General features: G+C 69.8%; 21 protein-coding genes and 1 pseudogene. 10 read left to right on the plus strand and 12 right to left on the minus strand.

Annotated features, from left to right (window positions below; genetic code table 11):
- Positions 1–470, minus strand: a 470-nt coding sequence (locus tag RJ03_RS11150; protein ID WP_063820360.1) for a DnaJ family domain-containing protein, incomplete at its 3' end; no start/stop codon positions are given.
- Positions 471–616: 146 nt separating this feature from the next.
- Between RJ03_RS11150 and RJ03_RS11155 the strand changes: the two genes are divergently transcribed.
- Together RJ03_RS11155 and eutC are read left to right on the plus strand one after the other, a co-directional pair.
- A complete protein-coding gene (locus RJ03_RS11155) occupies positions 617–2,038 on the plus strand; it encodes an ethanolamine ammonia-lyase subunit EutB (RefSeq protein ID WP_036501013.1) in 1,422 nt (473 codons plus the stop codon).
- Between the two features lie 32 nt (positions 2,039–2,070).
- The gene (gene eutC, locus RJ03_RS11160; RefSeq protein ID WP_083870747.1) at positions 2,071–2,955 is read left to right on the plus strand and encodes an ethanolamine ammonia-lyase subunit EutC; all 885 of its coding nucleotides are present in this window, start codon (positions 2,071–2,073) and stop codon (positions 2,953–2,955) included.
- A 1-nt stretch (position 2,956) separates the two neighbouring features.
- On the opposite strand, the gene RJ03_RS11165 is transcribed toward eutC, so the two are convergent.
- From RJ03_RS11165 to RJ03_RS11195, 7 genes are all read right to left on the minus strand, one after another.
- Positions 2,957–3,463, minus strand: coding sequence for a GNAT family N-acetyltransferase (locus RJ03_RS11165; RefSeq protein ID WP_036501015.1), 507 nt, complete (start codon positions 3,461–3,463; stop codon positions 2,957–2,959).
- Positions 3,464–3,513: 50 nt separating this feature from the next.
- The gene (locus RJ03_RS38315) at positions 3,514–5,163 is read right to left on the minus strand and encodes a DEAD/DEAH box helicase (RefSeq protein WP_245552245.1); all 1,650 of its coding nucleotides are present in this window, start codon (positions 5,161–5,163) and stop codon (positions 3,514–3,516) included.
- A 262-nt stretch (positions 5,164–5,425) separates the two neighbouring features.
- Positions 5,426–6,403, minus strand: a complete 978-nt coding sequence (locus RJ03_RS11175; RefSeq protein WP_036501017.1) for a M56 family metallopeptidase — start codon at positions 6,401–6,403, stop codon at positions 5,426–5,428.
- Positions 6,404–6,466: 63 nt separating this feature from the next.
- A complete protein-coding gene (locus tag RJ03_RS11180) occupies positions 6,467–6,904 on the minus strand; it encodes a BlaI/MecI/CopY family transcriptional regulator (protein ID WP_051024559.1) in 438 nt (145 codons plus the stop codon).
- A gap of 77 nt (positions 6,905–6,981) precedes the next feature.
- Complete coding sequence (locus tag RJ03_RS11185; RefSeq protein ID WP_051024560.1) at positions 6,982–7,869, minus strand: ABC transporter ATP-binding protein; 888 nt, start codon at positions 7,867–7,869, stop codon at positions 6,982–6,984.
- A complete protein-coding gene (locus tag RJ03_RS11190) occupies positions 7,866–8,900 on the minus strand; it encodes a FecCD family ABC transporter permease (RefSeq protein WP_083870749.1) in 1,035 nt (344 codons plus the stop codon). Before RJ03_RS11190 ends, RJ03_RS11185 begins: the two co-directional genes overlap by 4 nt.
- A gap of 242 nt (positions 8,901–9,142) precedes the next feature.
- The gene (locus tag RJ03_RS11195; protein ID WP_051024563.1) at positions 9,143–10,213 is read right to left on the minus strand and encodes a FecCD family ABC transporter permease; all 1,071 of its coding nucleotides are present in this window, start codon (positions 10,211–10,213) and stop codon (positions 9,143–9,145) included.
- 100 nt (positions 10,214–10,313) lie between these two features.
- Between RJ03_RS11195 and RJ03_RS11200 the strand changes: the two genes are divergently transcribed.
- Positions 10,314–11,021, plus strand: coding sequence for a hypothetical protein (locus tag RJ03_RS11200; RefSeq protein ID WP_036501019.1), 708 nt, complete (start codon positions 10,314–10,316; stop codon positions 11,019–11,021).
- Between the two features lie 219 nt (positions 11,022–11,240).
- Here the strand turns inward: RJ03_RS11200 and RJ03_RS11205 are convergent, their stop codons facing one another.
- Together RJ03_RS11205 and RJ03_RS11210 are read right to left on the minus strand one after the other, a co-directional pair.
- Complete coding sequence (locus RJ03_RS11205) at positions 11,241–12,566, minus strand: bifunctional o-acetylhomoserine/o-acetylserine sulfhydrylase (protein ID WP_036501022.1); 1,326 nt, start codon at positions 12,564–12,566, stop codon at positions 11,241–11,243.
- Positions 12,567–12,656: 90 nt separating this feature from the next.
- Positions 12,657–13,199, minus strand: coding sequence for an OsmC family protein (locus RJ03_RS11210; RefSeq protein WP_036501023.1), 543 nt, complete (start codon positions 13,197–13,199; stop codon positions 12,657–12,659).
- Between the two features lie 214 nt (positions 13,200–13,413).
- Here RJ03_RS11210 and RJ03_RS11215 point away from each other — a divergent pair, with 214 nt between their 5' ends.
- The 5 genes and pseudogenes from RJ03_RS11215 (at position 13,414) to RJ03_RS11235 (ending at position 17,107) form a co-directional block, all read left to right on the plus strand.
- Positions 13,414–13,872, plus strand: a complete 459-nt coding sequence (locus tag RJ03_RS11215; RefSeq protein WP_198163907.1) for a PaaI family thioesterase — start codon at positions 13,414–13,416, stop codon at positions 13,870–13,872.
- A 94-nt stretch (positions 13,873–13,966) separates the two neighbouring features.
- Entirely contained in the window at positions 13,967–14,269 is a 303-nt protein-coding gene (locus RJ03_RS11220) for an urease subunit gamma (protein WP_036501026.1), read from the plus strand.
- Positions 14,270–14,278: 9 nt separating this feature from the next.
- Positions 14,279–14,662, plus strand: a complete 384-nt coding sequence (locus RJ03_RS11225; RefSeq protein ID WP_051024561.1) for an urease subunit beta — start codon at positions 14,279–14,281, stop codon at positions 14,660–14,662.
- On the plus strand, positions 14,662–16,383 hold the full coding sequence (locus tag RJ03_RS11230; protein WP_036501028.1) for an urease subunit alpha: 1,722 nt from the start codon (positions 14,662–14,664) through the stop codon (positions 16,381–16,383). Before RJ03_RS11225 ends, RJ03_RS11230 begins: the two co-directional genes overlap by 1 nt.
- A 62-nt stretch (positions 16,384–16,445) precedes the next feature.
- Positions 16,446–17,107 (plus strand): annotated as a pseudogene (locus RJ03_RS11235) (O-methyltransferase).
- On the opposite strand, the gene RJ03_RS11240 reads toward RJ03_RS11235, so the two are convergent.
- A complete protein-coding gene (locus RJ03_RS11240) occupies positions 17,097–17,666 on the minus strand; it encodes a PadR family transcriptional regulator (protein WP_036501030.1) in 570 nt (189 codons plus the stop codon). The pseudogene RJ03_RS11235 and the gene RJ03_RS11240 sit on opposite strands and share 11 nt — an antisense overlap.
- 107 nt (positions 17,667–17,773) lie before the next feature.
- On the opposite strand from RJ03_RS11240, the gene RJ03_RS11245 reads away from it, so the two are divergent.
- Positions 17,774–18,178: a nuclear transport factor 2 family protein gene (locus tag RJ03_RS11245; RefSeq protein ID WP_198163908.1), complete on the plus strand. Its 405-nt coding sequence runs from the start codon at positions 17,774–17,776 to the stop codon at positions 18,176–18,178.
- Positions 18,179–18,185: 7 nt separating this feature from the next.
- On the opposite strand, the gene RJ03_RS11250 is transcribed toward RJ03_RS11245, so the two are convergent.
- On the minus strand, positions 18,186–18,902 hold the full coding sequence (locus tag RJ03_RS11250) for a TetR/AcrR family transcriptional regulator (protein ID WP_051024562.1): 717 nt from the start codon (positions 18,900–18,902) through the stop codon (positions 18,186–18,188).
- A gap of 84 nt (positions 18,903–18,986) precedes the next feature.
- Between RJ03_RS11250 and RJ03_RS11255 the strand changes: the two genes are divergently transcribed.
- Positions 18,987–20,047: MFS transporter (locus tag RJ03_RS11255; protein WP_036501034.1), on the plus strand; the 1,061-nt coding region annotated here is incomplete at its 3' end.

A 20,047-nucleotide genomic window follows, 5' to 3' on the forward strand; every position in this document is an offset into this window, starting at 1 on the left:
TCCTGTCGGCGCGTGGAAGTGGTTGGGGGAGAGGCCTTTCCGCTACCGGTGGCCGTCCGTTGCCGGATGCGCCGGTCGGCGCGCCAGCGCGCGACCACCTCGTCGGCTCGTGCGGGGGCGAGGCGGACGTGTGGTCCGTGCGGCATCCGGATCCATTCCACGATGCGCATGTTGAGCTCGGAGACGTAGGCGCGGACCTCGGCCTCGGAGTCCATCTCCGCGACCCGCTCGGGCAACCGCTCCAGATCGCGGCGCAGCGTCAGCGAGGTCGGCAGCAAGGCCTCACCGCCCACGCCCTCGCGGCGCAGGTAGTTGTTCAGCCACCAGTTCTCGTCGTACGGCTCGCCCATGCCGGGCAGGGGTTTGCCGGTGCCGGCCAGATTGTCGAATTCGCCGCGCTCGGTCGCCTCGCGGATCTGCTTGTCGATCCAGGATTCGAATCCCATGCGGGCCGGTTTGCGTTCGGTCATGCGCGCCTCCCCGTGGTGTCGGAGTGCTTACCCGATCGTAACGCGTTGGGACATAACGGACATCGCAGGGTGCGGGCGCGGCGGTACGCTGGCAGCCACCACCGGCGGTGAGGGTGGACAGGACGCGCGTATCCGCAGGAGACCCGATGACGCGGTATCAGCAGACCCTCCACGGCCGGACCTACGCCTTCGACGGGCTGGTCGAGTTGCTGGCGAAGTCGACACCGCTGCGCAGCGGCGACGAACTGGCCGGGTGCGCGGCGAGTTCGGACGCGGAGCGGGCCGCGGCGCAATGGGCGCTGGCCGAGGTGCCGCTGCGCGAGTTCCTGAACGATCCGGTGGTGCCGTACGAGACCGACGAGGTCACCCGGTTGATTCTCGACACCCACGATCGCGCCGCCTTCGCGCCGATCGCGCACCTGTCCGTCGGCGGGCTGCGGGACTGGCTACTCGCGGTGGCCGCCGGATCGGAGCCGGAACCACCGGCAGCGGTATTGCGTTCCGTGGCAGCGGGTTTGACGCCGGAGATGGTGGCGGCGGTGAGCAAGCTGATGCGCAATCAGGATCTGATCGCGGTCGCGCGGGCCGCCGAGGTGCGCTCCGGTTTCCGCACCACCATCGGACTGCCGGGGCGGCTGGCCACCCGGTTGCAGCCCAATCATCCCACCGACGATCCGCGCGGAATCGCCGCGGCGGTACTCGACGGATTGCTGCTCGGCTGTGGTGATGCGGTGATCGGCGTGAATCCGGCCACCGACTCGCCGCGAGCCGCCGCCGAGCTGCTGATGCTGCTCGACGATGTGCGGACCCGATTCGACATCCCGGTCCAGTCCTGCGTGCTCGCCCATGTGACCACCACGCTGGGGCTGATCGAGGCGGGGGCGCCGGTGGATCTGGTCTTTCAGTCGGTCGCGGGGACCGAGGCGGCGAATGCGAGTTTCGGGGTGAATCTGTCGCTGCTGCGCGAGGCCGATGCCGCCGGACGGTCGCTGGGGCGCGGAACCGTCGGCGACAACGTGATGTATCTGGAAACCGGGCAGGGCTCGGCATTGTCGGCGGGCGCGCATCTCGGTACCGGCGGCAGGCCCGTCGATCAGCAGACGCTCGAGGCGCGGGCGTACGCCGTCGCGCGGGAACTGGAGCCGTTACTGGTCAACACGGTCGTCGGGTTCATCGGCCCGGAATATCTGTACGACGGCAAACAGATCGTGCGGGCCGGGCTCGAAGATCACTTCTGCGGCAAACTGCTCGGCCTGCCGATGGGCGTCGACGTTTGCTACACCAACCACGCAGAGGCCGATCAGGACGATATGGACACCCTGCTCACGCTGCTGGGCGCGGCCGGCGTCGCGTTCGTGATCGCGGTGCCCGGGGCCGACGACGTGATGCTCGGCTATCAGAGCCTGAGCTTCCACGACGCGTTGTACGTGCGCCGGCTGCTGGGACTAGCGCCCGCGCCGGAGTTCGAGCAGTGGCTGGCGGGGCTGGGGATGCTGGACGCGGCGGGCGGTATCGCCGCGGTGGAACCGCTGAGCTCGCCGCTGCGGGAATTGGCGGGTCCCCGATGAGCGCGGGGCGCGGTGACGCGGGCGAGATGGACATGGCCGGCGTCGGGCGGGCGCGCCATACCGCTGGAGGTGGCGCGGACAGCGAGTCGTTCTGGCGGGAATTGCGCGCGGCGACGCAGGCGCGGATCGGGCTCGGCCGGACCGGTGACGCACTGCCCACCGCGCGGGTCCTGGAATTCCGGGCCGCGCATGCGGCGGCGCGCGACGCGGTGCACACATCCGTGGACGTGGATGCGCTGTGCGAACGGGTCGCCGCGCTGGACATCGGGACGCCGATCCGGGTGCGCAGCCGGGCGCGAGACCGCGCGGAATATCTGCGCCGGCCCGATCTCGGGCGAGCGCCCGAGGATACTTCCGCGATACGAAAGTTCCCCTCGCCCACAGGTTTCGACGTGGGCTTCGTTCTTGCCGACGGTCTGTCACCCCGTGCGCTCGCGACACACGGGCCGAACCTGCTCGCCGCCCTGGTCGACGAACTCGCCCCGCACTACGCGCTGGCCCCGCCGGTGATCGCGACCCAGGCGCGGGTGGCGATCGGCGACCATCTCGGTGCGGCTCTCGGCGTGCGCACCGTGCTGATTCTGATAGGCGAACGCCCCGGCCTGTCGGTGGCCGACAGCCTCGGCATCTACCTGACTCACCGGCCTCGCCCCGGCCGCACCGACGCCGAACGCAATTGCGTGTCGAATATCCACCCGCCCGACGGGTTGGGGTATCGGCAGGCTGCCTCCGTGGTCGCGGGTCTGGTGGCAGGCGCCCGTGCGCTGGGCCGATCCGGTGTCGACCTGAAGGACGGCTCATGCACCGATGCCGTGAAAACCGCTGTGGTGGAAGGTATTCCGAGAGGCGATGCGACGCCGCCCCGTCGAATACGAACCTTATGGGGACCCGTCGACCACACCGGTGCTGGTTCATGAATCAGTTGCTCGGGTGCGGAAGCGTGATCCAGTACCGCCGCGCGGGGCCGAGAGCGGTGTCGCGAATTCCTTCGAACACTCCGCCCTGGCTCTGGATGGTTTTCGCGGAGGCGACGTTGTCGACGGCGCAGACGAGCAGAAGGCGGTCCATGCCGAGCTGGTGGGCGTGGTCGAGCATTCGTCCCAGCGCCCAGCCGGCCAGCCCGCGCCGCCGCGCGGCCGGGCGGATGCCGAAGCCGATGTGGCCGGCCCAGCGCACGTACTCGTCGAGATGGTGACGCAGCGCGATCCCGCCGAGGACGTGTTGGTCACGGACGACCCACCGGTATGTCGTGTGCGTCGACTCGTCGGCCAGCCGCGCCACCCAGGTCGCGAATCCGGCCGGCGAGTCGACGTCGTCGGCCGGTGTCAGCCCGAACCCGTCTTCATGTGCGCCGGGGCCCCATTCGGCATGCGCATCGAGCCAGGCGCTGTGCAGTTGCGTGGTCGGCGCGATGAGGTCGAGCACTCGGTGACTGTAGCGAGTCGGCGCTGGGCCAGGCAGATCCCGGTGGGTGTTCAGTGGGCGCGGCGCGTGCGAGGGCGGTGGGGGGCGTGCGATGGCCGGGTGTTTCGCCGGGACGTGCCGGGCGTGTCGACTTTCCGCGTGTCGGCGGCCGCGGGTGGGGCGGCGGCCGGATCGGAGATCGGGCGCCCGGTCGGCGGCCGCGCCCCTGTGATGTCGGTGAGCCGGGGATCGCCCGCGCGTACGCGTATGTGATGGAACTCGATTGCGGCGTCGTGGAGTACTGTCTCCGTGCCCGTATCGGTGCCGATCGTGACGACGACGCCGCTCGCGCCCGCGCGGCCCGTGCGACCGGAGCGATGCAGATAGTCCTTGGCGTCGGCGGCGGGATCGACATGCACCACCAGCGTGACCTCGTCGACGTGGATACCGCGCGCTGCCACGTCGGTGGCTACCAGGACCGGTGCCACGCCGGACGAAAAGACGGCCAGGGTGCGCGTGCGCTGCGCCTGACTCAGCCCGCCGTGCAGCGCGACGGCCCCGACGCCCGCTTCCCGCAGCCTCCGCGCGAGTTTGTCCGCGCCGTACTGGGTGCGGACGAACAGCAGCGTGCGCCCCTCCCGCCCGGCGATCTCGGTGACCACCGCGCGCTTGTCGGATGCTCGCACCTGCAGTAAATAGTGGGCGACCTTCGCCGTGCCGGAAGGGGAGAGCCCACCGAGCTCGCTGCCGGTGCGCGCGCTGCCGGCCCCGGCAGCCGGAGCGTCGGCCGTCTCGGGTGCAGCCACCGAATCCGTTGCCTCGGAGAGCGATTCGGTCCGCGCGGCACGTACGGCTCGTCCATGTGCCGATTCGGCCGGCTGTCCGGTCGTCCCGGAATCCGTGCCGGTTTCGAACGCGCCCGGCTCGAGCGCTGCGGCGTGGCGCCCGGCGTGCTTTTCGGTGTCACCGGCCCCGCCCTCGACTGGCACCGCGATGGCCTGCGTGCCAGGAGCGGCGAGTCCGGGCTCGGCTTCTCCCGCGCGACGCCCGGCTTGCTCGGAGGGTCGCCGCGTCGCGGCGGTGGTCGTCACGTCGTGGTTGACGGCGTCGTTCAGATACGTGTGCACCAGTGTGTCGACGGCGGCGTCCAAGGTTGCCGAGAAGAGCAGGTGTTGGGTGTCGGCGGGGAGGCGGTCGAGGATCGCTCGGATCTGGTCGATGAAGCCAAGTTCGGCCATGTGGTCGGCCTCGTCGACCGCGACCACGCGGACCGCGTCCAGGCCGACCTTGCCCTGGTCGATGAGGTCGGTGAGCCGGCCGGGGGTCGCGACCAGCAGGTCCACCCCGCGAGCCAGGCGATCGGCTTGCCGTTTGATCGGTACGCCGCCGACGGCGGTCGCCACTCGCAGGCCCAGCGACAGCGCCGCCTCGTCCAGGGCCGCCTCGATCTGCGCGGCCAGCTCGCGGGTCGGGGCGAGTACGAGAGCACGAGGACGGCGTGGTGTGGACGCACCGCGCCGCAGCCGGACCAGCATCGGCAGGCCGAAGGCCAGTGTCTTGCCGGAACCGGTGGCAGCGCGTCCCAGCACATCGCGACCGGCGAGCACATCCGGAATCGCCGCGGCCTGAATGGGAAAGGCGGTCTCGAGACGTCCGCGCCGCAACGCCTGGACCAGATCGACCGGCAGGCCGAGTTCCGCGAATCCGGGCCCTGCGAGCACGGCCGGACCTGGAGAATTTTCGCTGCCGGGCGATGAGGTCGACAGTTCGGTGTCGTGGCCGGCTCGGCGACCGTCCTTCGGCGCCCGGTCTCCGGCACTCGACGTGCGGTCCGATCGTCCCTTGGGCTCGCTCGTCGGCCGGCCGCCCGCGGTCCGCCCGGAACCTTCCGAAGATCGCGTGCCCCGGGGCCCGCCGCGTCCGAAGGGCTTGTCCCCGCGGTTGTTCGACTGCCGGCCGCGAGCTCCCGGTGAACGCCGTCGCTCAGGCACTCAGCAACCGGTTCAATTCGACCAGCCACGGAATCGCCACCGCGAGGGTCGGAACCACCAGGATCGCGGCGGCCGTCGCATAGGCCGCGGTCGCGATGCGCAGATCGCCGAGCGGACCGGTCAGGCGCTGGATGCGGATGAGCGTCGTCGGGCCGCCGGCGGCCATCGCTCCCTGGGGGGCGGTGGAATTCGAGCAGGTCACCAGGGCGCGGGCCAGCGGGGTCGGGCCGGTCACCTTGACGGCGGAATCGTCGGCGAGCAGTTCGATCAGCAGTTTCACCGAATCCAGCGCGGATTTGCTGCGCACCACCCGCGGGAACGCCTCGTGCGCGGCGGTGAACGCCTCCAGCACCAGGTCGTGGCGGGCCCGCAGATGCGAACGCTCGTGGCTCACGATCGCGGTCAGCTCGGATTTCGACAGATTCGCGAACGTTCCCTGGCTGAGCACCACGCGCTGGCGCAGCCCGGGCAGGCAGTAGGCGATGGGTTCGGCGGCGGCCAGGACGCGGATATCGGCGGCCCGGGTGCCGGCCAGTGGTGAGGTCGCGATCAGATCGCCGTGGGTCGGGTCGCCACCCTGGTCGAGCAGGTCGACCAGCATCCGGTGCCGGGCGCGGCGGCGGCGGGTGTGCACGCCGACCCGGATCGCGGCATAGATCAGGCGCGCGCCGACCAGCAGGGTCAGTGCGAAGACGACGACGTAGATCAGCCAGAGCCCCAGACCGAGCGCGTCGATCTCCTTGGTCGGGGAGGTGGTGGGGCGGCCGTCGGGTCCCGGGACGAGCAGCAGGCTGGCGATGGCCAGCCCGGATCCGAACGCCGACAGCACCGCCGCCAGCGCGACCGCCTGCCACAACACCAGCGCCGCCCGGGGTGTCCGGTACGGCCAGGTGGCTCGGCTGAGCAGAGCCGGGACCGGTCCCGCGAGAAGCAAGGCGAGACCGGCGAAGACCGGCGCGGTTGCGTTCATACTCAGCTCACTGCGTTGTGGGGCCAGGGGCCCGAGATCGCGGCGGCGGAGAGCACCACGCAGCTACTGCGGCGGGGCGACTCCGTTGTCGTCGGACGCGGTGTTCTCGTCCTCGGACGGGTTGCGCGCGGTCTCGGTTGCTTCGAGCTTAGCGAGTGCATCCCGGAGTGCGGCAGCCTCATCCTTTCCGACCTGTTCGACGAAGTGCACGAGCGCGGCGCGCCGGGAACCGACTTCGTCGGCCTGCTGCAGCGCGTCGACCATCAGACTGGCCACGAGTTCGTCGCGTGTGTGCACGGGCGCGTATCGATGTGCCCGGTCGTCGCGCTGCTGCACGACCAGATTCTTCTTCGCCAGCCGCTGTAGCACCGTCATCACCGTGGTGTACGCGAGCTCGCGGCGCGCGGCGAGGGCTTCGTGGACCTGCCGTACCGTCTGCGGTTCATCGGCCGACCACAACTGGTCCATGACCGCTTTCTCGAGTTCACCAAGACCTGCCATCCCTCCAGCTTACGGAGGCAACGACACAAATGCGTACTACAGTTCGTCGTAACCGGCCGGTAGCTGTGTGGGATTTTTCATAGGGTGGTCGGGGAACTCGCGGAATCGGTCGCGCGTGGTCCGCCGACCGCGCCGATCACGTGCCGGGATCCGATCGGCACGATCATCGGCCGCTCCGACACCGGATCGGTGTGCACCTCGGCGCGCAGGCCGAATACCGTTCGCAACAGTTCGGTATCGATCACCTCACCCGGCGCGCCCTGGGCGACGATGCGGCCCTCGCGCATGACGATCAGCCGGTCGCTGTAGCGGATGGCCAGGTTCAGATCGTGCAACACCATGACCACGGTGCGGTCCAGATCGTCGTGCAGCCGGTCGACGAGGTCGAGCACCTCCAGCGAGTGGGCCAGATCCAGATAGGTGGTGGGCTCGTCGAGCAGCAGGATGTCGGTGCCCTGGGCCAGCGCCATGGAAATCCACGCGCGCTGACGCTGCCCGCCGGACAGTTCGTCGAGGGTGCGGTCGGCCAGTTCCGCCACGCCGGTCTGGGCGAGGGCGTGCGCGACCTCGGTTTCGTCGTCGGCCGACCACTGGCGCAGCCACGATTGATGCGGATGGCGGCCGCGCGCGACCAGATCGGCCACGGTGAGGCCTTCCGGCGCGACCGGGGTCTGCGGCAGCATGCCGACGATGCGGGCGACGTCGCGCGTTTTCATGGTGGCGATCGCCTTGCCGTCCAACAGGACTCGGCCCGCGTTCGGCCGCAGCAGGCGGCCCAGTCCACGCAGGAGTGTGGATTTGCCGCAGCCGTTCGGGCCGATCACGGTGGTGATGAGGCCGGGTTCGATATCGACGCTGAGGCCGTCGACGATGACGCGGCCGCCGTAGCCGAGGGTGATGTTCTCCGCGGCGAGGCGGTGCGCGTCGTCGTGGCCGGTGCTCCGGTGCGGGGTTCGGGTGCTCACAATGTCGCCTTCCGGTTCACGCGTATCAGCAGCAACAGCAGGAACGGTCCGCCGAACGCGGCGGTGACCAGGCCGACCGGCAGATCGACCGGTACGACGGTGCGGGCCGCGACATCGGCGGCGACCACGATCAGCGCGCCGGTCAGGGCCGAGCCGATCACGGGCTCGCCGGGAGTGCGCAGCAGCCGGCGCGCGATCTGCGGCGCGGCCAATCCGACGAAGGCGAGCGGGCCGACCGCCGCGGTGGCCAGCGCGGCCGCCGCCACCGCGGCGCCGATCAGCACCAATTGCTGAGTCTGCACGCGCACACCGAGCGCGCGGGTGGTGTCGGAGCCGAAGCGCAGCGCGGCGAGGGTGCGCGCCGAGCCCGCCGCGATGGCGATCACGACGACGAGCCCCGCGGCCGCGGCCGCGGTCCGGTTCCAGTCCGCGCCGTTGAGCGAGCCGGTGAGCCACAGTTGCGCCCGGGTGGCGTCGTCGAGGCTCGCCCGGGTGACGAGCCAGTTGATACCGGCCAGCAGCAGCGCGTTGACCCCGATGCCGATGAGGATGAATCGCATTCCGCTCAGCCCGGTGTCGCCGCCGCTGTTGCGCCCCAGCGCCAGGACGCCGATGAGTGCGGCCGTGGCCAGCCCGCCCGCCAGCGCCGCGAGCGGAACGCCCAGCGATGCCACGATTCCGGTGGCGGTGCCACCCGCTCCGGCCAGGACCGCCACCGCGGCGAAGCTCGCCCCGGAGGTGATGCCGAGGACGTCGGGACTCGCGAGCGGATTGTGCAGGATCGACTGGGTGATCGCACCCGCGATGCCGAGCGCCGCTCCGGCCACCAGCGCGGTGACCGCTCGCGGCAATCGCGATTCCATGACGACGTAGCGCTGCGAGCGAGTCCCGCCGCCGGTCAGCACGTCCAGCACCCGTCCGAGCGCGATGTGATAGTCGCCGACCGAGATGTCGACCACGAACAGCACCGCGATCGCCGCGGCGAGCGCGAGCAGTGACAGCAGCATCGAAACACGAAGCACCGCAGACATTCCGGCGATTCGCACGGCCGGCCGGACCCGGGTCAGCTCCGCGCCGGATCGGCCCCCGTCGGGGGCGTTCCTCGAATCGCCGACGGAGCCGGACGCCGCCTCGACAGCACCGGGAGAGTCGCCGCCGAAGCCGGACACCGCCTCGGTGCGGGCGCTCCCGGTCTGTTCGTCTCCAGTGGTCCCCGCCCCGGTATTCGATTCCGTGCCCGCGGCGTCGGAAGTGCGGATATCGCTGCGCGCGTTCACAGTTCGGCCACCTTCCGCCGGCGCACCAGGGCGATGAAACAGGGGGCGCCGATCGCGGCCAGCACGATACCGGCCTGCAACTCGCCGGGCGGTGCGATCACCCGGCCGACGACATCGGCCAGCAGCAGCACGATCGCGCCGAGCAGCGCCGAATAGGGAATCAGCCAGCGGTGATCCGGGCCGGTGATCATGCGGCCCAGGTGCGGAACGACCAATCCGAGAAAGGCGATCGGGCCGACCGCGGCCGTCGCGGCGCCGGTCAGCAGCACCACCGCGGTGAGTCCGATCGCCCGGTTGCGCGCGATGTTCACCCCGAGTCCGCGTGCGACGTCCTCGCCGAGGCCGATCGCGTTGAGCCCGGGCGCGGCCAGGATCGCCAGCACCGCTCCCGCGAGGATGAACGGCGCCACCTGGGCCGCCACCGCGGGGTCGTGACCGGCGGGTGTGCCGACCACCCAGAAGCGGTAGGTGTCCAGCGCGGCCGGATCGAGCAGGATCACCGCATTGGTCAGCGCCTGCAGCAGTGCGGTGACCGCCGCACCGGCCAGGACCAGCGTCAACGGGGTGGACCGGCTGCCGCCGGTCGCCGCGGCGCCGAACACCACCACACCCGCCACCAGTGCCCCGGCGAAGGCGAACCAGATGTACTGGCTCGGCTGGGTGAGCGCGAACAGATGGATGCCGAGCGCGGCCAGGAACGCCGCGCCCGCGTTGAGGCCGAGCAATCCGGCATCGGCGAGCGGATTGCGCGTGTAGCCCTGGATGAGCGCACCGGCGATACCGAGCGCGGCGCCGGTGAGCAGTGCGAGAATCGTTCGGGGCAGGCGCAATTCGCGCACGATCCGATCGGCCTGCCCGTCCGCCGGGCAGGTGAACGGCACGCCGTCCGGACAGGAGACGGCATGCCAGATCTCGGCCGGGGACAGGGATTTCGCGCCGACGGCGAGTCCGGCGACGACGGCGAGCAGCAGCACCCCGGCCAGGAGTGCCAGGCCGCTCGCACGGCGACGGGGGGTGGTGACTGCGGCGGACACGGCGGCGAACGACTCCTGGGTGACGCGTTTCATGGCGATCGGGCACTTGCGCGGCGACCCGTCGCCGGACAAGTCTGGTAAGCCTAACCTATCTTCCGTTGTCGACCGTAATGCCGAACGTTGAGGGGGTTCGATGTCCGAACCAGTGACGATTTTCCCGGCTCGCCGTCTCGAGCCGGCGTTCGAACAGATCTGCGTCCGGCTGCGCGCGCTGCAGCCCGGCCATCCGCGGGTCTACGCCATGGCGGCGATGGCCGAACAGGGTCGCCGGCGCTGGTGGCGACTGGCCGACGGGGTGCGCGAAGGTCGCATCGAGCTGATGTATCGCCGGCACGCGGCGGAGATGGTCAGCGCTGAGATCGCCGCCGAGGTGGTCGCCACCGCCCTGATCCATGCCGTGGTCGGCCGGGTGGTCGCGCTGGCGGTCTGCGACAACCGGGCCTGGGATCCCGGGCTCGAGAATCTGTGGGTGCACACCGACAACGACGGCGGACTGGACTGGGCGGGCCTGTCCGACACGACGATTCGCGTGGTGGCGGGTGATCCGCTGGCCGGGCGTCCGGGTGTGGTGACGCTGCCGTGTGATCGGGCGCTGGCGGTGTGGTTGGCGCATCGCTGTGAGGCGGCGCTGACGCTGGTGTGTGAGAGCCTGTACCGCTGTGCCGGGCTGAGCCGGGCGCGATTCTGGAATCTGGTGGGCGAATCCATCGTCGGCGCGGCCACCTACGTGCCGGAACTGGCGCGGTCCGGCGCGGATGCCGGGACCGAGCGAGGGCAGGCGTTGCTACTGGCGCTGGCCGATCGAGGGTTGCCGGTGCGTCGCTCTTGCTTAGTTAGGTAAGGCTGACCTACACTCAGCTCGGCGTCCGGATCGAGCGAGAGTCCCGAGGGCTGCGGTCGACTCCCCGATCCACTGCCCGCGGCGGGCCCTTCGTCAGGAGGGTCCGCCGCGTCGTTTCCGACATTCGCGCGCGAATCCCGATGTGCCGGTTGGTGTTTTGCAGACATGACGATGCCCGGCCCACCGCCGGAGTGGCGGCGAACCGGGCATCGGTGAGAACTAGTGCGTGGCGTCGAAACCGGTCCGCAGGTCGGCGAGGATGTCCTCGATCCCCTCGATACCCACCGCGAGCCGGACCAGGCCCGGCGTCACGCCCGCGGACAGCTGCTCCTCGGGAGTCAGCTGCGAATGCGTGGTCGAGGCCGGGTGGATGACCAGCGAACGCACATCGCCGATATTGGCGACATGGCTGTGCAGGGTCAGCGCGTCGACGAACTTCTTGCCCGCGTCGACACCGCCCGCCAGTTCGAAGCCGACGATCGCGCTGGCGCCCTTCGGGGCCAGTTCCCGGCCGCGCTCGTACCACGGCGACGACGGCAGCCCCGCGTAGAAGACGCTGGTGACCTCCGGCCGCTCGGTGAGGAATTCAGCGACCGCCTGCGCGTTCGCGACGTGGCGCTCCACCCGCAGGCTCAGCGTCTCGAGACCCTGGGCGATCAGGAACGCGTTGAACGGGGCCACCGCGGAGCCGAGGTCGCGCAGCAACTGCACCCGCGCCTTCAGCGCGTAGGCCGGCGCACCCAGATCGGCGAAGACCGCGCCGTGGTAGCTGGGGTCCGGGGTGGTGAAGCCGGGGAAGCGCGAGTTGCCCTGCTCGTCGGTCACCGTCCAGTCGAATGTGCCCCCGTCGACGATCACGCCGGCGATCGCCGCGCCGTGGCCACCCAGGTACTTCGTCGCCGAGTGCACGACGATGTCGGCGCCGTGCTTCAGCGGCTGGATCAGATACGGGGTCGGCACGGTGTTGTCCACGATGAACGGCACACCGGCGGTGTGCGCGACCTCGGCCAGGCCCGGCAGATCCAGGATGTGGTTCTGCGGGTTGGACACCGTCTCGCCGTAGATCGCCTTGGTGTTCGGGCGGATCGCGGCGCGCCACTGATCCAGATCGTCGGGATCTTCGACGAACGACACCTCGATGCCCAGTTTCGGCAGCGTGTAGTGGAACAGGTTGTAGGTGCCGCCGTAGAGGCGCGGACTCGACACGATGTGGTCACCGGCGCCCGCGATGTTGAGGATCGCGAAGGTTTCGGCGGCCTGGCCCGAGGACAGCAGCAGCGCCGCCACACCGCCCTCGAGGGCGGCGATGCGCTGCTCGACCGCGTCCTGGGTGGGGTTCATGATGCGGGTGTAGATGTTGCCGGGCTCGGCCAGACCGAACAGTGCCGCCGCGTGATCGGTGTCGCGGAAGGTGTAGGAGGTGGTCTGGTAGATCGGCAGCGCGCGAGCGTTGGTGGTGCCGTCGGGAATCTGGCCGACGTGAACCTGCTTGGTCTCGAAGCTCCAGTTCTGCGCCGGATCGTTCGGCTCGACGGAGTCGGTCATGGGTTTCAGCTCCAAAAGGTGTCGATGGGATGGGTCGTCGCGCATGGGGCGGCGGTGCGCCGCCCCCAAGGATGCCCGATTCGCGAAGAATCAGGCGGAAACTGTGGAGTTTTCCGATTCGGAAGTGATCAGTCTGGTCAGCACGGGCGTCGGCCCGGTGGAGATGTCGAGAACCGGGCAGTGGGCGTCCACGGCGGCCTGCAGTTCAGCGTAACGCTGCGCCGGCTCCGGGCCGTCGATATGCACAGTCACCCGGACCTGCTGGAATCCGGCGCGCACGGTGTCGTCGAGGCCGAAGAAGCCGCGCACGTCGAGGTCGCCCTCGGCGTCGATGCGCAGATCGTCGACGACGATGCCCAGGCGCTGCGCCCAGAACCGGTAGGTCACCACCTGACACGAGATGAGCGCCGCGAGATAGAACTCGACCGGATTGGGTGCCGTACCCGCGCCGCCCAGCGCGGCCGGCTCGTCCACCCGGACCGTGTAGGTGCCGGCCGTGACGGCGCTGCCGACGGCGCCCTCCGCGATACCGGCGGCGGAGAACAGGACCTGCGCCTTCGCCGGATCGCCGGCCACGGCCTGTGCGGTGGCGTCGACGATGTCGTTGAGCGGAGTGTCCGATGCGGCTGTCATGGCCGCCACGGTAGGGCCGCGCGGATGCGGGAGCGAGGGTTGCGTTCGCCGTGATCACAACCGTAGCCGGATCGCTGTGAGTGCGTATACCCCTGCGGTACAACGATTTTCACATGTTATCACCAGGTGTGCTGCTCGATTACCGGGCCTGCCCGCGCCCGGGCGTGCGGCACCGCCGTACCGGGCGGTACCCAGGTGGTGTAAGTGTTTTTCTATGACACAGCACGACCGATTCGAGGCTCGTTCCCTGGCGGATGTCACGCCCGAGCAGATGACCCGCTACAGCGAGGGGACCTTCACCGACCTCATCGGTCTGAAGTACACCGAGGTCGGGCCCGATCGTGTGGTCGGGGAGTGGGTGGTCTCGCCGCAGTTGCATCAGCCCGCGGGCATCGTCAACGGCGGGGTGTACTGCACGATCATCGAAACCCTGGCCAGTGTCGGCGGCGGTGTCTGGTTCGGCGACCGCGGACATGTGGTCGGCGTCAACAACAACACCGACTTCCTGCGCGCGGTCCGCGAGGGCAGTCTGCGCGGTGTCGCGACCCCGATTCACCAGGGCCGATCGCAGCAGCTGTGGCAGGTGCAGATCACCGACGAGCAGGACCGGGTGGTCGCGCGCGGGCAGGTGCGGCTGCAGAATCTCACCGCGGACGGCGCGGTCAAGAGCTAGCCCCTGAAGCGAGCGCCGACACGACGACGAGCGCACCCGGTACGGCCGTGCCAAGATATCGAGCACCGTACGACCGAGCAGCCGAGGAGACGATGTGCGTCTGTCACCGCACGAGCAGGAACGGCTGATGCTCAGCTACGCGGCCGAGTTGGCGCGGCGGCGGCAGGCGCGCGGGCTCAAACTCAACCACCCCGAGGCGGTCGCCGTCATCACCGACCACGTCCTGGAGGGCGCCCGCGACGGCCGCACCGTCGCCGAGTTGATGTCCTCGGGCCGCACCGTGCTCACCCGCGACGACGTGATGGCGGGTGTGCCGGAGATGATCCCCGACGTCCAGGTCGAGGCCACCTTCCCCGACGGCACGAAACTGGTGACCGTGCATCACCCGATCGGCTGAGGGGCACCGATGAGCGCGATATCCGCCGAGAGCGGCCACAGCCCGGTGCCGGGAGAGTATCTGCTCGCCGCCGACCCCATCGAACTCAACGCCGCCGCCGACCGGATCGAACTCGAGGTGGTCAACACCGGCGACCGGCCGGTGCAGGTGGGCAGTCACGTGCACTTCCCGCAGGCCAACACCGCCCTCGAGTTCGACCGGGTCGCGGCACACGGCCGCCGACTCGACATTCCGGCGGGGACCGCCGTGCGCTTCGAACCCGGCCTGGCGCAGCGTGTTTCGCTGGTACCGCTGGGCGGCAGCCGTGAGGTGTACGGGATCGGCCCGGATGCGCCGGGGCCGCTCGGCCCGGTGGTGAACCGGTCCGAGCAGACAGAAAGGCCGGTCGACTGATGGCAGAACTGTCCCGCGCTCGTTACGCCGCACTCTTCGGTCCCACGGTCGGGGATCGAATTCGATTGGCCGACACCGATCTTCTGATCGAGATCACCGAAGACCGCTGCGGCGGACCCGGCCTGGCCGGTGACGAGGCCGTCTTCGGCGGCGGCAAGGTCTTGCGCGAATCGATGGGCCAGGCTCGCGCCACTCGCGCCGAGGGCACCCCGGACACCGTGATCACCGGGGCGGTGATCGTCGACTATTGGGGAATTATCAAGGCCGACATCGGCATTCGCGACGGGCGCATCTGCGCGATCGGCAAGGCCGGCAATCCGGAGACCATGGACGGTGTGCATCCGGATCTGGTGGTGGGGCCGTCGACGGAGATCATCGCCGGCAACGGCCGCATCCTCACCGCCGGCGCGATCGACTGCCACGTTCACTTCATCTGCCCGCAGTTGCTCGACGAGGCGCTCGGCGGCGGTATCACCACCCTGATCGGCGGCGGAACCGGACCGGCTGAGGGCTCCAAGGCCACCACGGTCACTCCCGGCGCCTGGCATCTGGGCCGCATGCTCGAGGCGACCGACGGCTGGCCGGTCAACATCCTGCTCCTGGGCAAGGGCAACACCGTGCGGCCCGAGGCGATGTGGGAGCAATTGCGCGGCGGCGCGGGCGGATTCAAGCTGCACGAGGACTGGGGGACCACCCCGGCGGCGATCGATGCCTGCCTGCGGGTGGCCGATGCCGCCGGAGTCCAGGTCGCGCTGCATTCCGATACGCTCAACGAGGCCGGATTCGTCGAGGACACCCTCGCCGCGATCGCCGGGCGGGCCATCCACTCGTATCACACCGAGGGCGCCGGCGGCGGGCACGCGCCGGACATCATCACCGTCGCCTCGCACCCGAATGTGATGCCCAGCTCCACCAATCCGACTCGCCCGCACACGGTCAACACTCTCGACGAACATCTGGACATGCTGATGGTGTGCCACCATCTCAACGCGGCCGTGCCCGAGGATCTCGCCTTCGCCGAGAGCCGGATCCGGCCCTCCACCATCGCCGCGGAGGACCTGCTGCACGATCTGGGCGCGATCTCGATGATCGGCTCGGATTCCCAGGCGATGGGCCGCATCGGGGAAGTGGTGATGCGGACGTGGCAGACCGCGCACATGATGAAGGTCCGCCGCGGCGCGCTGCCCGGTGACGGGGCCGCCGACAATCATCGGGTCCGCCGCTATATCGCGAAATACACGATCTGCCCGGCGGTGACGCACGGCCTGGACCACGAGATCGGGTCGGTGGAAGTCGGCAAACTGGCCGATCTGGTGCTGTGGGAGCCGGCCTTCTTCGGCGTGCGCCCGCATGCGGTGCTCAAGGGCGGCGCGATCGCCTGGGCCGCGATGGGCGATGCCAACGCCTCGATCCCGACCCCACAGCCGGTGCTGCCGCGGCCGATGTTCGGCGCCGCGCCGGTGGTGGCGGCGGGGACGTCACTGCATTTCGTCTCTCCGCAGGCCGTCGAGGACGGACTCGCCGAGCGGCTGCAGGTCCGGCGCACACTCGTGCCGGTGGCGGATGTGCGCCGCCGGACCAAGAGCGATCTGCCGCTCAACGACGCGATGCCGCGCATCGAGGTGGAACCCGACACCTTCACCGTCCGCATCGACGGCGAGGTGTGGGACCAGCAGCCGGCCACCGAGCTGCCGATGGCGCAGCGCTACTTCCTGTTCTGAGCCCGCGCGATTCCGCCGTGAGGGGTCGCCGACGGCGGCGTCGCGGTGGCACACTGGCCGATATGACGAATGCCGAATGGGGCGCGGTCGATCGCTACGTCGTGGACACTCTGATCGGAGATGCCGATTCCGATGTGGCGCAGGCGAATTCCGAGGCGGGCCTGCCGCCCATCGACGTCTCGCCGGCGCAGGGCAAATTCCTGTATCTGCTCGCGCTGTCGGCCGGGGCGCGGCGCGTCCTCGAGATCGGCACGCTCGGCGGGTTCAGCACCCTGTGGCTGGCGCGCGCGGTGGGACCGCAGGGCAGCGTCGTGACGCTGGAATACGATCCGCACCACGCCGAGGTGGCTCGCGCCAACCTCGATCGCAAGGGGGTGGGGGAGCGGGTGGAGATCCGGGTCGGCGCGGCGCTGGACACCCTGCCGGGAGTCGCCGAGGACCACGGCGAGCCCTTCGACCTGGTCTTCATCGATGCCGACAAGGTCAACAACGCCAACTATGTGCGGTGGGCCTTGCGGCTGACCCGGCCCGTTCGGTGATCATCGTCGACAATGTCGTGCGTCGTGGCGCCCTGGCCGACGGCGATCCCGGCGACCCCGCGGTCCGCGGGGCCCGGGAAGCGCTGGGACTGCTCGCCGACGAGCCGCGGCTCGAGGCCACCGTGCTGCAGACCGTGGGCAGTAAGGGCTGGGACGGATTCGCCTACGCCGTGGTCACCGGCTGACCGGTGCCGAATCGCCGTGCCCGACCCGGTCGGGACGGTCGGCGAGTTCGGTCCAGAAGTCCACGTACGCCTGTTCGTGGCCGATGCCGAGTTCCAGGATGCGGGAACGGGATTGGGCCCGCACGGTATCGGCCGGGTCGATCTCGGCGTGCATGGCGCGGTAGCGGTCGAGCCAGCGGCGGTGCTCGGCCGCCTGGCGGCGCGCGAGGGCGATCACGTCCTCCGGTGCGCCGAGGTCGGCGAAGAACAGTTTCACCTGCGCCGGATCACGCGTCTCCGGCGGCGGGCACCCGGGGTCGGCCAGCCATGCGCGTAACGCCTCGCGTCCGGCGTCGGTGAGCTGGAATACCCGGCGCCGGCGGCCGGTCTCCTCGGCGTCCTCGTGCAGCAGGCCGCGCTCGGCCAGCCGGGCCGGAATACGGTAGAGCTGGGCGTGCGGCACCGGCCAGAAGTAGTCGACGCTCTCCTCCATGCGCGCTTTGAGTTCATAGGGGGTGAGCGGGCCGTGCCGGGCGATGAGCCCGAGCACGATATGGTCCTGCGCTCCCAGATCCGCCATGGTCGTCAGCTTTCGGTTCGGCACGTCTCGGTTCGGAACGGCATTGACACGGTCTCACTGAGACTATAGCTTCATATCCGTCATACCGTATCAATGAGACTATTGGAGTGGACGTGCGCGCATACGGAATCGAACTCTTCGACCGGTGGACGGCGATGTGGAACGGGGAATTGGAGCTCGCGAGCCGAATCATGGCCCCGCACTTCACACTTCGGTATGCCCAGCCGGGCGCCGAAGCCTACGACGGCATCCATGACCCGGAGACGTTCGCGCGCCGGATCGCGGACTTCCGCGCGGCCGCGCCCGGGCAGCGATTCGAAACCCAGGGCGAAGCGGTCGTCGACATCGACGACCGCCGTACCGGGACCGTGGCGCGGCCGTACGGTTCGCGGCGACCGGTCGCCGGCGGTGAGATCGCCGTGAGCGGCACCGATATCCTGCGCGTCGAGGACGGGCTGATCGTGGAGGTGTGGTCGGTCTCCGGTGGCGTCCAGGGCCGGTCGTACTACTGAGCGACGGTCAGCCGTGGCGTGCGGCGAAACCGTCGCACATCGCCGACAGGCCCGAATGCAATTGCCGCACCGGATCGAGCAGATCACCGAGTCCGGTGCCTTCGAGGGGCGCCAGCGCGGGCGGGCTCGGCCAGCGCGGGGTGCCTTCGAGAAGTGCCGTCAGACCGGAGGATTCGTCGTGCTCGTCCTCGCGGGCGGCCAGAATGGTGGCGCTGACCTGCTGGAGAGCGATGCCGGCGATATAACTCCAGACCTCGAGAGCCATCGCGGTGGCCTCGCGGCGATCATCGGTCAGTTCGAGCAGACCTTCGGTCAGCCAGCCCAGGCACGCCAGGCTGTGCGGGCCGAAGTTGTAGCGCGGCACCGCGAAGGTGAACAGCACCCACGGGTGCAGCCGGTAGAGCTGCCAGTCGATGTCGGCGGCCGCGCGCACGCGGTCACGCCAGGTCCAGCCGGCTTCCGGTGCCGGATACGGGTAGCGGCGCGCGACCTCGTCGGTCATATCGGCCAGCAGTGCGTCCTTGTTCGGTACATGCCGATACAGCGACATCGCGCCCACGCCCATCCGCTCGGCGATGCGGCGCATGGACAATCCGTCGATGCCGTCGGCATCCGCCAATGCGATGGCGGTGTCGACGATCGCCGCCCGCGTCAGCCGCTCGGGCTGAGACGGGCTCGGAGAGCCCGAAGGCGCAGGTGAGGACGGGTGGGAAGGTTTCGGCATCGAAACTCGCTTTCCTTTCTCCGGCCGGATGCGTACGCTGTACCCCGGTCGCGTACGACGTACGCACGAGATGAAGGATAGGTGATGGTCGGCATTGAGACCTCGGCGGCGGGCTACACCGCGCCGAGCGCAACCCCCCGGCGGGCGTGGCTGGGTCTGGCGGTGTTGATCCTGCCGGTGCTGCTGGTGTCGATGGACATGTCGGTGCTGTACCTGGCGATGCCGACGCTGACCGAGCATCTGGACCCCTCGGCCGAACAGCAGCTGTGGATTCTCGACATCTACGGATTCATGATCGCCGGACTGCTGATCACCATGGGCAATCTCGGTGACCGCATCGGCCGGCGCAACATATTGCTCGCCGGCGCAACGGTTTTCGGCATCGCCTCGCTGCTGGCGGCCTTCGCGCCCAGCGCCGGGGTACTCATCGCGGCGCGCGCGCTGATGGGTGTCGGCGGTGCGACGCTGCTGCCGTCGAGCCTGGCGCTGATCTCGAGCCTGTTCCCCGAGGCGCGGGCCCGTGGCACCGCCATCGGCATCTGGACGGCGTTCTTCGCCGGCGGTTCGGCGGTGGGACCGGTGATCGGTGGCCTGCTGCTGCACAAGTTCTGGTGGGGGTCGATCTTCCTGATCAATACGCCGGTACTGCTGGTGCTGCTGGCGCTGGGACCGCTGCTGCTGCCCGAACACCGCTCCGCCGGTCGCGGACCGCTGGATCCGGTGAGCGTGATCATGTCCATCGGCGGCATCCTGCCGCTGGTGTACGCGGTGAAACGAGCGGCGGCCGAGGGCGTCGACGCGGTCTCGGTGGTGCTCGGCCTCGCCGGTGTCGTAGTCCTGGTGGCATTCGTGCGGCGCCAGCGCACTCTGGCCGAACCGCTGCTGGATCTGAGCCTGTTCCGGCGCGGCCTGTTCCGCGTGGCGATCGGGTCGTCCACGGTGGGCATGATGTCGCTGGCCGGAATGAGCTATCTGACCAGCATGTATTTGCAGTCGGTGGCCGGTCGCGACGTCCTGGGCGCGGCGCTGCTGGGTATTCCGGCGGCGGTAGCGGTGTTCGTGTGTTCGATGGGCGGGGCGCGGGTGGCGCGCCGGCTCGGTACGCGCGGCTCGTTCGTGCTGGCGTTGACTGCGGCCGCGGTCGG

The organism is Nocardia aobensis NBRC 100429, assembly GCF_000308375.1.
GTDB lineage: Bacteria > Actinomycetota > Actinomycetes > Mycobacteriales > Mycobacteriaceae > Nocardia > Nocardia aobensis.

Excerpts from the sequence above, each read along its gene's own strand:
- RJ03_RS11175 (WP_036501017.1), bottom strand. The coding sequence starts at position 6,403 with ATGAACGCAACCGCGCCGGTCTTCGCCGGTCTCGCCTTGCTTCTCGCG.
- eutC (WP_083870747.1), top strand. The coding sequence starts at position 2,071 with ATGGCCGGCGTCGGGCGGGCGCGCCATACCGCTGGAGGTGGCGCGGAC.
- RJ03_RS11230 (WP_036501028.1), top strand. The coding sequence starts at position 14,662 with ATGGCAGAACTGTCCCGCGCTCGTTACGCCGCACTCTTCGGTCCCACG.
- RJ03_RS11205 (WP_036501022.1), bottom strand. The coding sequence starts at position 12,566 with ATGACCGACTCCGTCGAGCCGAACGATCCGGCGCAGAACTGGAGCTTC.
- RJ03_RS11225 (WP_051024561.1), top strand. The coding sequence starts at position 14,279 with ATGAGCGCGATATCCGCCGAGAGCGGCCACAGCCCGGTGCCGGGAGAG.
- RJ03_RS11250 (WP_051024562.1), bottom strand. The coding sequence starts at position 18,902 with ATGCCGAAACCTTCCCACCCGTCCTCACCTGCGCCTTCGGGCTCTCCG.
- RJ03_RS11240 (WP_036501030.1), bottom strand. The coding sequence starts at position 17,666 with ATGGCGGATCTGGGAGCGCAGGACCATATCGTGCTCGGGCTCATCGCC.
- RJ03_RS11195 (WP_051024563.1), bottom strand. The coding sequence starts at position 10,213 with ATGAAACGCGTCACCCAGGAGTCGTTCGCCGCCGTGTCCGCCGCAGTC.
- RJ03_RS11210 (WP_036501023.1), bottom strand. The coding sequence starts at position 13,199 with ATGACAGCCGCATCGGACACTCCGCTCAACGACATCGTCGACGCCACC.
- RJ03_RS11190 (WP_083870749.1), bottom strand. The coding sequence starts at position 8,900 with ATGTCTGCGGTGCTTCGTGTTTCGATGCTGCTGTCACTGCTCGCGCTC.
- RJ03_RS11215 (WP_198163907.1), top strand. The coding sequence starts at position 13,414 with ATGACACAGCACGACCGATTCGAGGCTCGTTCCCTGGCGGATGTCACG.
- RJ03_RS11155 (WP_036501013.1), top strand. The coding sequence starts at position 617 with ATGACGCGGTATCAGCAGACCCTCCACGGCCGGACCTACGCCTTCGAC.
- RJ03_RS11200 (WP_036501019.1), top strand. The coding sequence starts at position 10,314 with ATGTCCGAACCAGTGACGATTTTCCCGGCTCGCCGTCTCGAGCCGGCG.
- RJ03_RS11180 (WP_051024559.1), bottom strand. The coding sequence starts at position 6,904 with ATGGCAGGTCTTGGTGAACTCGAGAAAGCGGTCATGGACCAGTTGTGG.